This is a genomic window from Streptomyces sp. NBC_00539, from assembly GCF_036346105.1.
In the GTDB taxonomy this organism is placed as follows: Bacteria; Actinomycetota; Actinomycetes; order Streptomycetales; family Streptomycetaceae; genus Streptomyces.
On sequence record NZ_CP107811.1, the window covers coordinates 5,177,192 to 5,190,437 of the forward strand.

Here is a 13,246-nt window from a genome sequence, read left to right on the forward strand (position 1 = left end):
CCTCAGACCCGTACTTCCCGCTCGCGCAGGCCCTCGGGGTCGATCACCTCGCGGATCAGGCGCAGCTCCTCGGCGCTCGGCTCCCGCGTGTACGGGACGTCGTCGGGCACCGCCAGGTCGAAACCGGTGGCGTCCCGGACCTGGTCGACGGTGACCCCGGGGTGGAGGGAAGCCAGGCGCATCGAGCGGTCGGGGGTCCGGAAGTCGAAGACGCCGAGATCGCTGACCACCCGGGGCAGACGGTGGAAGCGCGTCACCCCGGCCGCCTCCGCCCGGTCGTAGCCGACGCCGCTGACCATGTCGACGCGCTCCACGAAGACCCGGGCCGAGTGCCGCGGGATCCAGTAACTCACCGGATTGTTGAGGGTGTTGACAGGTGCGCCGCGCACCCCCAGGAGCTGGCGGGCGGGCCGCTCCCAGTCCCCGATGCAGGAGATGTTCTGGTTGCCGTACCGGTCGATCTGGCTGGCGCCCATCATCACGTGCCGCCTGCCGCCGGTGACCATGGCGAGGTGACGGCGGTACGGGAGCCAGCCCTCCACCGTGCCGTCGAGCCCGACGAGCGCCGCCTCGCCGTCGGTGAGCAGCAGGTCGGGGCTGAAGGTCCGTTTCGCGAGCCGCGCGCCGACGGAAGGGACGAGGCCCATGGGGCTGGCGAGGACCTCACCGTCACCGCGCCAGGCCTCGGCGCAGGCGATCACACAGTATTCGGCGCGGGTCGGCTCACTGGTCACCGCTGCTCCTCGTGCCAGGCCTGGACGGCCGACTGGTAGGCCGACTCGCCCGGCCCGGACAGGAAGCGGGCGGCGAACTCGGGCCAGGGGGTGGACGCGTACAGCTTCTGAAAGGGCTCGTCCCGGCCGTAGTCGGGGACGCAGGAGGTGAAGTGCGCCCCGCCCGGGGTCTCCACGACGCCGGTGACGCTGTGGCGGCTGACGAGCAGGGACTGCGGCGGCCCGGACTTGGCGAGGTCGGCGCTCTCCACGAGCTGCTCGCAGGAGACGTACGCCGCGTCGGCGGCCTCGCAGAACAGGTCGTCGAAGTACGGGTCGGGGCCCAGGTACTGGGCGTTGCCGAGACGGTCGGCGCGGTTCAGGTGGACCAGGGCCGCGTCCATGCGCAGGGCGGGGACGGCGACGAACTCCTCCGCGTCGGCGTAGGGGGAGGTGACGGTCCGCAGCTCGGGGTTGACGCGCATCACGTCGGAGCCGAGGCCGGCGCGCACGGGCAGGAACGGCAGCCGGTTCGCCGCGGCGTGCAGGCCCCACATGAACATCGCCTCGTCCAGCTCGGTCAGCGTGAACGCGCCCCGCTCGCGGGCGGCCCGGAAGTGCGGCTCCAGCGGGATCGAGTCGAGGGTGGCGAAGGGGGCGACGAGCCGGCGGATCCGCCCGGCCGCGGCCAGCAGCCCGACGTCCGGGCCGCCGTACGAGACGACGGTGAGGTCGGTGATCCCGGAGCGCAGCAGTGCCCGCACCAGCGCCATGGGCTTGCGCCGCGAGCCCCAGCCGCCGATGCCCAGCGTCATCCCGCTGCGCAGCCGCCCCACCACGTCCTCGGGGGTCATGGACTTGTCGGTCATGCTTCCCGCTCCTTGCCGAAGGAGTCGCGGACCCGGTCGGCGACCCCACTGAGATTGGCCTCGAAGGTGAACCCCTGCTCGAAGCGGTAGCTGCGCCGTACGTCGACGGGGTCGATGCCGTTGATGGCCGCCTTGGCCAGCCGGATCAGGTAGCCGTCCTTGCGGGCGATCTCCGCCGCCAGCTCCAGGGCGGCGGCGCGGACCTCCGCGCGCGGGACGACCCTCCACACCGAGCCGTGCGCGTGCAGCTCTGCCGCGGTCGCGGTACGGGAGGTGTAGTACAGGGCCCGCATCAGGTGCTGGGGGACCAGGCGGGCCAGGTGGGTGGCGGCGCCGAGCGCGCCCCGGTCCAGCTCGGGCAGGCCGAAGGCGGCGTCGTCGGAGGCGACGATCGCGTCCGCGTTCCCGGCCAGGCCGATCCCGCCGCCGAGGCAGAAACCGTGGACGGCGGCCACCACCGGCACCTCGCACTCGTAGACGGCGGCGAAGGTCTCGTAACAGCCGCGGTTCGCGCCGATGAGGGAGCCGTGGCCGCTGTCGCGCTGCATCTCCTTGATGTCGACGCCGGCGTTGAAGCCCCGGCCCTCGGCGGCGAGGACGACGCACCTAACGGACCGGTCGCGGCCGGCGGCGCGCAGGGCGTCGGCGAGTTCGTACCAGCCGCTCACCGGGAGGGCGTTGACGGGCGGGAAGTCGACGGTGACCAGCGCGATGCCCTCGTCGGGGCTGGAGGTGGAGACACCCATGGGCGGATCAGCTACCTTTCCACCAAACATTTGTTAGGTGAGGAAGGTAGCAGCCGATGGAGCTCAAGGGGAGGGTGGTCGTCGTCACCGGCGGAACCCGGGGGGTGGGCGCGGGCATCGCGCGTGCGTTCCTCGCGGCGGGCGCGCAGGTGGTCGTCTGCGCGCGCCGCCCGCCGCGGCAGCCGGTCGAGGAGGACGGCCGGCAGGCGGCCTTCACCGCCGTCGACCTGCGCGAACCCCCCGCCGTCCAGGAGCTGTTCGAGGCGGTCGCCCAGCGGTACGGGCGGCTGGACTGCCTGGTCAACAACGCGGGCGGAACCCCGTACCGGCTGCTGGGGGAGGGGGAGGCGGCGCGCCATGCCCGAGTCGTCGAGCTGAACCTCCTCGCCCCGATGACGGCCTCGCTCGCCGCCTACCCGTGGCTGCGGGGGTCCCGGGGCTCGGTCGTGATGATCGGCAGCGTCAGCGGCACCCGCCCCTCGCCGGGCACGGCCGCCTACGGGGCGGCGAAGGCGGGGCTGGAGAGCCTGGCCCGCTCGATGGCCGTCGAGTGGGCGCCCGAGGTACGGGTCAACTCGGTGGTCCCCGGCATGGTGCGGACCGAACTGGCCCACTTGCACTACGGGGACGAGGCGGGCGTCCGGGCGGTCGCCGCAACCGTTCCGCTGGGGCGGCTGGCGGAACCCTGCGACATCGGGGCGGCGGCGGTGTTCCTGGCCTCGGACCGGGCGGCGTACGTGAGCGGGGCGAGCCTGCTGGTGCACGGCGGCGGGGAGCGGCCCGCCTTTCTGGACGCGGCACATGTCAACAAGGAGGACTGAGATGGGGCTTGCCGAGGGACGCGTGGTCATCGTGACGGGCGCGGGCCGGGGGCTGGGCCGCGCCCACGCGCTGGCCTTCGCGCAGGAAGGGGCGCGGGTCGTGGTCAACGACCTCGGGGTGGGACTGGACGGGCTGCCCGGCCCCGACAGCCCGGCCGCCCGGGTGGTGGCCGAGATCGAGGCGGGGGGAGGACGGGCGATCGCGCACGGCGGGGACATCGCCACCGGCGAGGGCGCGGCGTCCCTGGTCGAGTGCGCACTCGGGGCGTTCGGGCGCCTGGACACGCTGGTCAACAACGCCGGGTTCCTGCGCGACCGGATGCTGGTGAACCTGGAGGAGGACGACTGGGACGCGGTGGTCCGGGTCCACCTGAAAGGCCACTTCCTGCCGCTCAAGCACGCGGCGGCGTACTGGCGGGCCGAGGCGAAGGCGGGGCGGCCGGTCGCGGCGCGGGTGGTCAACACCTCGTCCGGGGCGGGACTGCTGGGCTCGGTCGGGCAGGGGAACTACAGCGCCGCCAAGGCGGGGATCCTGGCGCTGACGCTGGTCGCGGCGGCGGAGATGGGCCGCTACGGGGTCCAGGTCAACGCCGTCGCGCCGGCCGCGCGGACCCGGATGACGGAACGGACCTTCGCCGAGGCCATGGCGGCGCCGGGCGCGGGCGGCTTCGACGCGATGGCCCCCGAGAACGTGTCGCCGCTGGTGGTGTGGCTGGGCTCGGGGGCCTCGGAGGGGGTGACGGGGCGCGTCTTCGAGGCGGAGGGGGGCCGGATCACCGTGATGGAGGGCTGGCGGCCCGGGCCGACGGCCGAACGCGCCGCGCGCTGGACCCCGGCGGAGGCGGGCGAGGCGGCGGCGAAGCTCCTGGCGCGCGCGCAGCCCCCGGGGGCGGTGTACGGGGCGGGGGAGTAGGCGTCGCCCGCGGCGGCTGCCCGGGGCCCGCCGTGCGGAAGCGGCCGGGGGAGGGGGCGCGGCGGCTCCCGGGGCCCGTCGCAGGGGCCGGGGCGGCGGACGCGCCCCGGGCCCGGCCCCCTGGCGAGGGGTCGGGTCCGGAGGCTTCGCGCGTGCGTCGCGATATGACTACCCGCTACGCCCACGCGCTGAACCATCCTGGCCCCGACTTCCCGTCGGCGATCCTGTGATCATGCCGATTCACACGTACGAGAACACCTCCCGCACCGCCGCGGCCGGTCCGCTCACCCTCCACTACCACGAGGCCGGCCCCGCCGACGCCCCCGTACTCGTCATGCTGCACGGCGGTGGCCCGGGCGCCTGCGGCTGGGGCAACTTCGCCGACAACCTGCCCCACTTCGCCCGCCGGTTCCGTACCCTGCTCATCGACCAGCCCGGCTACGGCCGCTCCGACCTGCCGGAGCCCGACCGCGACTACTTCTCGTACAGCGCCCACGCCGTCGTCGCCCTCATGGACGGACTGCGCATACCCCGGGCCCACTTCCTCGGGACCTCGCTCGGCGGCGGCGTCGCCGCCCGGATCGCCCTCGACCACCCCGACCGGGTGGGGGGACTGCTGCTGAACGCCCCCGCCGGGCTCTCCCTGAACCTCTTCTCCGCCGAGCCGACCGAAGGCCTGCGGCGGCTCATCGAGTTCGCCGGCTCGCCCGAGCCGACCCGCGAGCAGATGCGGGCCTTCCTCACCGCCCTCGTGCACGATCCGTCCCGCGTCACCGACGCACTCGTCGAGGAGCGCCACGCCGAGGCCGTCGACCCGCGGGCCCGGCTGGGCAGCGCCCGGATGGCAGCCTCGTTCGCCAAGTGGCCGCAGGGTTCGCTGCTGTGGCGCGAGGCCCACCGCATCAGCTGCCCGGTGCTGCTGACCTGGGGACGGGAGGACCGGGTCACCCCCGTCGACGGGGCGTTCGTGGCGCTCAAGGCGATCCCCGACGCCCGGCTCCACGTCTTCCCCCGCTGCGGCCACCTGGTCCAGGGCGAGGCCGCCGAAGACTTCCAGCGCCTGGCCACCGACTTCTTCCTCCACTGACGGCCCGGCCCGAGGCGGCCGCCCCGGGCCGTTCAGGTGTCGGCATCGAGTTCCGTACGGCACAGGCCGCACCGTGCGGTGAGGCGGCCGCGCCCGGCCGGCAGCCGCAGCCGCTGGGCGCAGACCGGGCAGGGGAAACTGACCCGCAGGGCGCTGCCCCGCCCCTCGAAGCGGTACGGGGCTCCCGGCGCGGCCGTCCCGGTCCGGCGGCCGTGGGCGTAGCGGCGGCGCTCCGCCCAGGGCGCGGCCGCCAGCGGGGGCAGGCGGTGGTCCCGGTCGGCGAGCGCGCGGCCGCGCACGTGGGCCTCGTAGGCCTGCGGGCTGGTGTACCAGGCGGACAGGTCCTCGCCGAGCAGGCGGCCGCGTTTGGCGAGGACGTACCCGAACTCCTCGGGGGTGAGGTAGCCGAGCTTCTGGTGGGTGAGGGCGTCCTCGCGGTAGGCGTCGAGCAGCAGCCAGCCCGCCCCGAGGTAGGCGGCCGCGGTGTCGGTGAGGATCTCGTTCTCGGCGGTGGTGGGGAAGGCCAGGTCCAGGCGGTGCAGCAGGACGTGGGCGGCCTCGTGCGCGAGGGCGGCGGCCAGGTCGCGGCGATGGGTGCGAAAGCGCTGGTTCACCTCGACGAAGTACTCGGGCCCGGCCGTCAGCTCCACGGAGGCCGCCTCCGCCATCGTGCGGAAGCTGACGACCATCCGGGCGTCGGGCAGCCGTAGCGCGCGCACCACGGCGGAGGCCACGCGGTGCGCGCCGAGGTACAGGTCCTCGTCGTCGCCGAAGGCGGCCTCGGCGGGGGCGAGGCTCGCCCCGTACGCCAGGATCCCCTCGTAGGAGAGCCGCCGGAACAGCGCGGTGATCGCCTTGCGCACCGTTTCCAGATGCGGAAATCCGTGCGCGACGGGGCCGTTGTGCCTGCCGTTCTGCGTCATGGCGCCCTCCTCGCCGCAGTCACGGTGGCGTCCCGCGGAAGTTGTCCGAAAACGCGTTCTTGTTGCCCGGGCGGCGCCGTTGTGTCATGGCGGAGTGTCATGAACGCGTCATCACCCGTGACGCGTACGGCCCAACCCCCCACGAAAGGCAGTGTGTCGACTGTGTCCACCCTTGCCACCCTCCTGAGGCGCGCCCTGGCCGTCGGCGCCGTCGCCCTCGCGGCCGTCAGCCTCCAGCCGGGCTCCGCCACCGCCTCGCCGACCCCCGTCGTCGGTGGAACGCGGGCCGCACAAGGCGAGTTCCCGTTCATGGTCCGCCTCTCCATGGGCTGCGGCGGCGCCCTCTACAGCCAGCAGATCGTCCTCACCGCGGCCCACTGCGTCAACGGCTCGGGCAACAACACCTCCATCACCGCCACCGCCGGGGTCGTCGACCTCAACAGCTCAAGCGCCATCAAGGTCAAGTCCACCAAGGTCCTCCAGGCCCCCGGCTACAACGGCTCCGGCAAGGACTGGGCGCTCATCAAGCTCGCCAAGCCCATCAACCTGCCCACCCTCAAGATCGCCGACACGAAGGCCTACGACAACGGCACCTTCACCATCGCCGGCTGGGGCGCCGCCCGCGAAGGCGGCAGCCAACAGCGGTACCTGCTCAAGGCCACCGTCCCCTTCGTCTCCGACGCCGCCTGCCAGAGCGCCTACGGCAGCGACCTCGTACCCGGCGACGAGATCTGCGCCGGCTACGACCAGGGCGGCGTCGACACCTGCCAGGGCGACTCCGGCGGCCCGATGTTCCGCCGCGACAACACCAACGCCTGGATCCAGGTCGGCATAGTCAGCTGGGGCGAGGGCTGCGCCCGGCCCGGCTACCCCGGCGTCTACTCGGAGGTCTCCACCTTCGCCGCCGACATCAGGGCCGCGGCCGCCAACCTGTGACCACCCCCGCCCCGGCCTCCCGGCCCGCCAGGGCCGCCAGGCCGGGGCACCGCCGGGCCGGCGCACCGCCCGCCACCCCGCGCGGGGCACCGCCAGGCCGGCGCACCGCCCCCCCGTCCGCGCGGGGCGCCCGTCCGTCACCGCCCGCATCCCCACCGTCACCACGCCCCCGGGCCCGCGCCGGCCAGGTCGTCTCACTGTCCGGCCGACCAGGTCGGCAGCCCTTCACGCCACGTATTCTCGGGGACCATGAACACCAGCTACCCCGACGAGCCCGACGTCAGCGCCGGTGAGGCGAGCGGCGAGACGACCGGCGAGGACGTCACCGCCGAACTGGCCCGCCTCAGGGACAGCATCGACAACATCGACGCGGCCGTGGTCCACATGCTCGCCGAGCGCTTCAAGTGCACCCAGCAGGTAGGCCACCTCAAGGCCCGCCACCAGCTGCCCCCCGCGGACCCCGGCCGCGAGGCCCGCCAGATCGCCCGCCTGCGCCAGCTCGCCGAGAACGCGAAACTCGACCCGGCGTTCGCGGAGAAACTGCTGAACTTCATCATCGCCGAGGTCATCCGCCACCACGAGACGATCGCTGCGGGCGAAGAGTAGACCCCTGGGGCCCGGCCGCCGCATCCGGCAGCATGGGCCCCATGTCCTCCGCATTGACGCGCGACGAAGCGCAGCTCCGAGCCCAGCTCCTCGACGTCCACCACTACGCCGTCACCCTCGACCTCACCACCGGCGACGAGACCTTCGACTCCGCGACCGTCATCAGGTTCAGCGCCCGCACCCCCGGCGACACGTTCCTGGAACTGAAACCGGACGAACTGCGCTCCGTCGAACTCGACGGACACCCGCTCGACCCCGCCGCCCTCGACGGCAGCCGCCTCCCGCTGACCGGCCTCGCCGAAGGCCCCCACGAACTGCGCGTCGAAGCCCGCATGCGCTACTCCCGCACCGGCGAGGGACTGCACCGCTTCACCGACCCCGAGGACGGGGAGACGTACGTCTACACCCAGATGTTCATGGACGACGTCCAGCGCGTCTTCGCCGCCTTCGACCAGCCCGACCTCAAAGCGGTCTTCGAGTTCACCGTCACCGCCCCCTCCCACTGGTACGTCCTCGCCAACGGCATCACCACCCGCACCGGCGACCGCGACAGCGACGGCGCCGGCATCTGGACCTCCGCCCCCACCCCCGTCATCTCCACCTACCTCGCCGCCGTCGCCGCCGGCCCCTGGCACAGCGTCCGCACCGACCACGCCGGACTGCCCTTCGCCCTCCACTGCCGGCGCTCCCTGGCCCCCTACCTCGACGCGGACGCCGAGGAGATCCTCTCCGTCACCAAGGACTGCTTCGACCGCTACCACGAGAAGTTCGCCGAACCGTACCCCTTCGACTCCTACGACCAGGCCTTCGTCCCCGAATTCAACGCGGGCGCCATGGAGAACCCCGGCCTCGTCACCTTCCGCGACGAATTCGTCTTCCGCTCCGCCGTCACCGACACCGAACGCCAGCGCCGCGCCATGGTCATCGCCCACGAAATGGCCCACATGTGGTTCGGCGACCTCGTCACCCTGCGCTGGTGGGACGACATCTGGCTGAACGAGTCCTTCGCCGAGTACATGGGTTACCAGACCCTCGTCGAAGCCACCCGCTTCACCGGCACCTGGACCGAGTTCGGCATGGAACGCAAACCCTGGGGCTACGACGCCGACCAGCGGCCCTCCACCCACCCCGTCGCCCCCGACGCCGTCCCCGACACCGCCTCGGCCCTCCTCAACTTCGACGGCATCTCCTACGCCAAGGGCGCCTCCGCACTGCGCCAGCTCGTCGCCTGGCTCGGCGAGAAGGACTTCCTCGCCGGCATCAACACCCACTTCACCCGCCACAAGTTCGCCAACGCCTCCCTCGCCGACTTCGTCGATTCCCTCGCCGCCCACACCGAACGCGACGTCCACGCCTGGGCCGAGGTGTGGCTGCGCACCACCGGCGTCGACACCCTCACCCCCCGCATCGAGGAGAACACCTCCGGCTGGACCCTCACCGTCGACCACCACGGCAGCCGCCCCCACCACATCGGCGTCGGCCTCTACGACCGCGTACCGGGCAGCCGCGCACTCGAACTGCGCGAACGCCTCCACATCGACGTACCCACCGACGAGGTCCTCTCCGTCAGCGGCCCGCGCCCCGCCCTGCTCCTCCTCAACGACGGCGACCTCGGCTACGCCAAGATCCGCCTCGACGCCGCCTCCGTCGAAACCGCCCTGCGCGGCCTGTCCGCCCTCCCCGACCCGCTCACCCGCGCCGTCGTGTGGAACTCCCTGCGCGACATGGTCCGCGACGGCGAACTCGAACCGGAGGCATACCTGGAGACCGCCCGCGCACACCTGCCCGAAGAGCAGGACCTGGCCGTCGTCCAGGGCGTACTCGCCTTCGCCCGCACCCACATCGCCGCCCGCTACGTCGCCCCCGAGCGGCGCACCGCCGCCCTCGCCACCCTCACCGACACCGCCCGCGCCCTGCTGCGCCGCACCGAGGACGGATCCGACCCCGGCCTGCGCCTGGCCGCCGTACGCGTCCACATCGACAGCGCCACCCAGCCCGACACCCTCGCCGGCTGGCTGGCCGACGGCACCGTACCCGGCGGACCCGAACTCGACCCCGAACTGCGCTGGCGCATCCTGGCCCGGCTCGCCGTACTCGGCGCCATCGGGGAGGACGACATCGCCGCCGCCCTCGCCACCGACCCCACCGCCACCGGGGAGGAAGGCGCCGCCCGCTGCCGCGCCGCACTGCCGGACGCCCAAGCCAAGGAAGCCGCCTGGAACCGGCTCTTCCACGACGACACCCTGTCCAACTACCTGTTCAGCGCGACCGCCCAGGGCTTCTGGCAGCCCGAACAGGCCGACCTCGTCCGCGACTACGTCCCGCGCTACTACCCGGAGGCGGTCGCCGTCGCCGCCCGCCGCGGACCCGCCATCGGCGACGCCGCCGGCCGCTGGGCCTTCCCCGCCCACGCCGTCGACGAGGACAACCTGCGGGCCGGGCGCGCCTGCCTCGAAGACCCCGAACTCATCCCGCTGCTGCGGCGCAAGCTCGTCGACCAGCTCGACGACCTCGCCCGCGCCCTGCGCGTACGCACCGCGGGCTGACCCACCACCGCCACCGCCCCGCACGACAGGGCCGCCGGTCGAACACCCGGCCGTACCCCCCACCCGTGCGGGGCAATCCGACAAACCCCGGCGGTTACCCCATTCGGGTCTGATCGTTGTGCTGGGCGGGGACCAGGCTGTCCCCGCCCAGCCACGGTTCGAAGGACGCCCCGATGACCAGCCCGCCCGGCACCCCGCCGCCCCCGCCCCCGCTCGCCGGCGGCCCCGGCGGCGCCGACGCCCTGCGGCCCCTGCTCGACACCGTCCTCGACGCCCTGCGCACCGGAGCCGAAGAACGCGGCGGACCCCTGCCCGCCGGCGGACCCGCCACCGTCACCGCCCGCGTCCACGCCGCACTCGGCGACGTACTGCCCGCCCACGGCACCGGCGACCACGAAGCCCTGCGCACCCTCGTCCACGCCCTCACCGCCGGCGCAGCCGACCCCGCCGACCCCCTGTGCGCCGCCCACCTGCACTGCCCGCCGCTCGCCGTCGCCGCAGCCGCCGACCTCGCCGCGAGCGCCCTCAACCCCTCCCTCGACTCCTGGGACCAGGCCCCCGCCGCCTCCGCCGTCGAAGCGCTCCTCACCCGCACCCTCGCCACCGAGTTCTACGGCACCCCCCACGCCGACGCCCTCGTCACCACCGGCGGCACCGAAGCCAACCAGCTCGCCCTCCTCCTGGCCCGCGAACGCCACGGACCCCGCCTCACCGTCCTCCACGGCACCAACGCCCACCACTCCATCCCCCGCTCCGCATGGCTCCTCGGCCTGCCCCCCGCCGTCTCCCTGCCCACCCCCACCGGGACACTCGACCCCGACCGCGTCGCCGAAGCCCTCACCCGCACCCCCGGCCCCGTCCTCGTCGCCGCCACCGCGGGCACCACCGACGCCGGCCTCATCGACCCCCTCGGCCCCCTCGCCGACCTCTGCCACCAGCACGGCGCCGACCTCCACATCGACGCCGCCTACGGGGGCCTCCTCGCCCTCAGCCCCCGCCACCGCGCCAAGGTCGAAGGCCTCTCCCGCGCCCACTCCCTCACCCTCGACCTGCACAAACTCGGCTGGCAACCCGTCGCCGCAGGACTCCTCGCCGTCCCCGACACCGCCCTGCTGGCCCCCCTCGCCCACCAGGCCGACTACCTCAACGCCACCGACGACACCGAAGCCGGCCTCCCCGACCTCCTCGGCCGCTCCCTGCGCACCACCCGCCGCCCCGACGCCCTCAAGATCGCCACCACCCTGCGCTCACTCGGCCGCGACGGACTCGCCCACCTCATCGACCTCACCTGCGCCGCAGCCCACCGGCTCGCCGAACTCCTCGACGCCCACCCCGGCTTCGAACTCCACGCGCACCCCACCATCAGCACGGTCCTCTTCCGCCCCACCCCCACGGACGACGACCAGCTCGCGGCGCTACGCCGCACCCTCCTCCTCGACGGCAGCGCCGTACTCGGCCGCGCCACCGCCGACGGCCGCCTCTGGCTCAAAGCCACCCTCCTCAACCCCCACACCACGCAGCGGGACCTGCAAGCCCTCCTCACCCTCCTGGCCCCGACCCCCTCCCGGAAGGCAGCACCCACCGATGACCGCGCAGCCCGAAGCACCCCATGACCTCGTAGGAATCGGCATCGGCCCCTTCAACCTCTCCCTCGCCGCCCTCGCCCACGGCCTGCCCCGGCAAGGAACCGGCGAACTCGCCACCGCCTTCTACGACCAGCGCCGCGACTTCCGCTGGCACCCCGGACTCCTCATCGACGGGGCCACCCTCCAAGTCCCCTTCCTCGCCGACCTCGTCACCCTCGCCGACCCCACCAGCCCCTGGAGCTTCCTCAACTACCTCCGGCACAAGGAACGCATGTTCCCCTTCTACTTCGCCGAGCAGTTCCACATCCAACGCGCCGAATACGACGCCTACTGCCGCTGGGTAGCCGGCCGCCTCCCCGGACTCCACTTCGGCCACCAGGTCGACGCCGTCCGCTGGAACCCCGAACGCGACCTCTTCGAAGTCGACTTCACCCAACTCGACGCCGACGGCGAAGCCGAAGCCCTCGGCCGCACCTACACCCGCAACCTCGCCCTCGGCATCGGCACCGCCCCCCACATCCCCGAACCCCTGCGCCCCCTCGCCGAAGCCCCCACCGTCCCCGTCATCCACTCCTGCGACTACCTCGACAACCGCGAACGCATCCTCGGCGCCGAACACGTCACCGTCATCGGATCGGGCCAGTCCGGAGCCGAAGTCTTCCTCGACCTGCTCCGCGCCCGCCCCGCCGGCCGCGAACGCCTCACCTGGCTCGCCCGCACCCCCTCCTTCGCCCCCATGGAGTACTCCAAGCTCGGCCTGGAACACTTCACCCCCGACTACACCCGCTACTTCCACGCCCTGCCCGAACCCGTCCGCGACCAGCTCGTCCCCGCCCAATGGCAACTCCACAAGGGCATCGACGCCGACACCATCGCCGCCATCCACGAAGAGCTCTACCGCCGCACCCTCCACGGCGGCTGGCCCGACGCCGTCCTCACCCCCGGAGTCAGCGTCCGCACCGCCGGCCGCGTCGCCACCACCAAAGTCGAACTCCACCTCGAACACACCCAGCAGGGCACCCGCTCCCGCATCACCACCGACGCCGTCATCCTCGCCACCGGCTACCGCGAACGCCCCCTCACCAGCCTCCTCGCCGGCCTCGACCCGTACCTGCGCAAGGACTCCTGCGGCCGACCCCGCATCGACGACCGCTACCGGATGCTCCTCGACCCCAGCATCACCGGCAGCATCTACGTCCAGAACGGCGAACGCCACACCCACGGCGTCGGAGCCCCCGACCTCGGCCTCGCGGCCTGGCGCAGCGCCGCCATCCTGAACACCCTCACCGGCAAAGAGGCCTACCCGCAGCCCGCCCGCACCGCATTCACCACCTTCGGCCTCGACCAGCGGGAACACGCCCGCCCCCACCCCGCGAGCGAACTGCTCCCACTGGTCGAGCACCCCTGACAGCGACCGGGACGAGACCGGCCACCCCGCGACCGGCCACGCCACGACCGGCCACCCCACCACCGGCCGGAAGAAGAACGGCCGGGCCGAAG

Annotated in this window: 12 protein-coding genes; 8 read left to right on the forward strand and 4 right to left on the reverse strand. The window is 73.4% G+C overall.

The features are described from left to right. Positions 1-2: 2 nt before the first annotated feature. From OG861_RS23225 to OG861_RS23235, 3 genes are read right to left on the reverse strand one after another with little or no spacing between them, the layout of a single operon-like run. Positions 3-734, reverse strand: coding sequence for a CoA-transferase subunit beta (locus tag OG861_RS23225; RefSeq protein ID WP_329194421.1), 732 nt, complete (start codon positions 732-734; stop codon positions 3-5). Next, complete coding sequence (locus OG861_RS23230; protein WP_329194419.1) at positions 731-1,582, reverse strand: CoA transferase subunit A; 852 nt, start codon at positions 1,580-1,582, stop codon at positions 731-733. Before OG861_RS23230 ends, OG861_RS23225 begins: the two co-directional genes overlap by 4 nt. Continuing rightward, positions 1,579-2,328 (reverse strand): enoyl-CoA hydratase family protein, encoded by a 750-nt coding sequence (locus OG861_RS23235; RefSeq protein WP_329194417.1) that lies wholly within the window; start codon positions 2,326-2,328, stop codon positions 1,579-1,581. Before OG861_RS23235 ends, OG861_RS23230 begins: the two co-directional genes overlap by 4 nt. A 56-nt stretch (positions 2,329-2,384) precedes the next feature. Between OG861_RS23235 and OG861_RS23240 the strand changes: the two genes are divergently transcribed. The 3 genes from OG861_RS23240 (at position 2,385) to OG861_RS23250 (ending at position 5,149) form a co-directional block, all read left to right on the forward strand. Further along, positions 2,385-3,149: an SDR family oxidoreductase gene (locus OG861_RS23240; RefSeq protein ID WP_329194415.1), complete on the forward strand. Its 765-nt coding sequence runs from the start codon at positions 2,385-2,387 to the stop codon at positions 3,147-3,149. Position 3,150: 1 nt separating this feature from the next. Next, positions 3,151-4,062, forward strand: coding sequence for an SDR family oxidoreductase (locus tag OG861_RS23245; protein ID WP_329194414.1), 912 nt, complete (start codon positions 3,151-3,153; stop codon positions 4,060-4,062). Positions 4,063-4,294: 232 nt separating this feature from the next. Further along, on the forward strand, positions 4,295-5,149 hold the full coding sequence (locus OG861_RS23250) for an alpha/beta fold hydrolase (protein ID WP_329194413.1): 855 nt from the start codon (positions 4,295-4,297) through the stop codon (positions 5,147-5,149). Between the two features lie 32 nt (positions 5,150-5,181). Here OG861_RS23250 and OG861_RS23255 read toward each other — a convergent pair whose 3' ends face one another. Further along, positions 5,182-6,072, reverse strand: a complete 891-nt coding sequence (locus OG861_RS23255; RefSeq protein WP_329194411.1) for a hypothetical protein — start codon at positions 6,070-6,072, stop codon at positions 5,182-5,184. A gap of 153 nt (positions 6,073-6,225) precedes the next feature. Between OG861_RS23255 and OG861_RS23260 the strand changes: the two genes are divergently transcribed. The 5 genes from OG861_RS23260 (at position 6,226) to OG861_RS23280 (ending at position 13,154) form a co-directional block, all read left to right on the forward strand. After that, complete coding sequence (locus OG861_RS23260) at positions 6,226-7,008, forward strand: serine protease (RefSeq protein ID WP_329194409.1); 783 nt, start codon at positions 6,226-6,228, stop codon at positions 7,006-7,008. 249 nt (positions 7,009-7,257) lie between these two features. After that, positions 7,258-7,614, forward strand: a complete 357-nt coding sequence (locus OG861_RS23265; RefSeq protein WP_329194408.1) for a chorismate mutase — start codon at positions 7,258-7,260, stop codon at positions 7,612-7,614. Positions 7,615-7,655: 41 nt separating this feature from the next. Continuing rightward, positions 7,656-10,160 (forward strand): aminopeptidase N, encoded by a 2,505-nt coding sequence (gene pepN / locus OG861_RS23270; protein WP_443056481.1) that lies wholly within the window; start codon positions 7,656-7,658, stop codon positions 10,158-10,160. A gap of 173 nt (positions 10,161-10,333) precedes the next feature. Continuing rightward, on the forward strand, positions 10,334-11,773 hold the full coding sequence (locus tag OG861_RS23275; protein ID WP_330261851.1) for a pyridoxal phosphate-dependent decarboxylase family protein: 1,440 nt from the start codon (positions 10,334-10,336) through the stop codon (positions 11,771-11,773). Next, positions 11,745-13,154: a lysine N(6)-hydroxylase/L-ornithine N(5)-oxygenase family protein gene (locus OG861_RS23280; protein ID WP_330261852.1), complete on the forward strand. Its 1,410-nt coding sequence runs from the start codon at positions 11,745-11,747 to the stop codon at positions 13,152-13,154. Before OG861_RS23275 ends, OG861_RS23280 begins: the two co-directional genes overlap by 29 nt. The last annotated feature ends 92 nt before the right edge of the window (positions 13,155-13,246 follow it).

What these genes read in the sequence shown, in the direction of transcription:
- OG861_RS23230 (WP_329194419.1), bottom strand. Translation starts at nt 1,582, where the DNA reads ATGACCGACAAGTCCATGACCCCCGAGGACGTGGTGGGGCGGCTGCGC.
- OG861_RS23235 (WP_329194417.1), bottom strand. Translation starts at nt 2,328, where the DNA reads ATGGGTGTCTCCACCTCCAGCCCCGACGAGGGCATCGCGCTGGTCACC.
- OG861_RS23240 (WP_329194415.1), top strand. Translation starts at nt 2,385, where the DNA reads ATGGAGCTCAAGGGGAGGGTGGTCGTCGTCACCGGCGGAACCCGGGGG.
- OG861_RS23245 (WP_329194414.1), top strand. Translation starts at nt 3,151, where the DNA reads ATGGGGCTTGCCGAGGGACGCGTGGTCATCGTGACGGGCGCGGGCCGG.
- OG861_RS23250 (WP_329194413.1), top strand. Translation starts at nt 4,295, where the DNA reads ATGCCGATTCACACGTACGAGAACACCTCCCGCACCGCCGCGGCCGGT.
- OG861_RS23255 (WP_329194411.1), bottom strand. Translation starts at nt 6,072, where the DNA reads ATGACGCAGAACGGCAGGCACAACGGCCCCGTCGCGCACGGATTTCCG.
- OG861_RS23265 (WP_329194408.1), top strand. Translation starts at nt 7,258, where the DNA reads ATGAACACCAGCTACCCCGACGAGCCCGACGTCAGCGCCGGTGAGGCG.
- pepN (WP_443056481.1), top strand. Translation starts at nt 7,656, where the DNA reads ATGTCCTCCGCATTGACGCGCGACGAAGCGCAGCTCCGAGCCCAGCTC.
- OG861_RS23275 (WP_330261851.1), top strand. Translation starts at nt 10,334, where the DNA reads ATGACCAGCCCGCCCGGCACCCCGCCGCCCCCGCCCCCGCTCGCCGGC.
- OG861_RS23280 (WP_330261852.1), top strand. Translation starts at nt 11,745, where the DNA reads ATGACCGCGCAGCCCGAAGCACCCCATGACCTCGTAGGAATCGGCATC.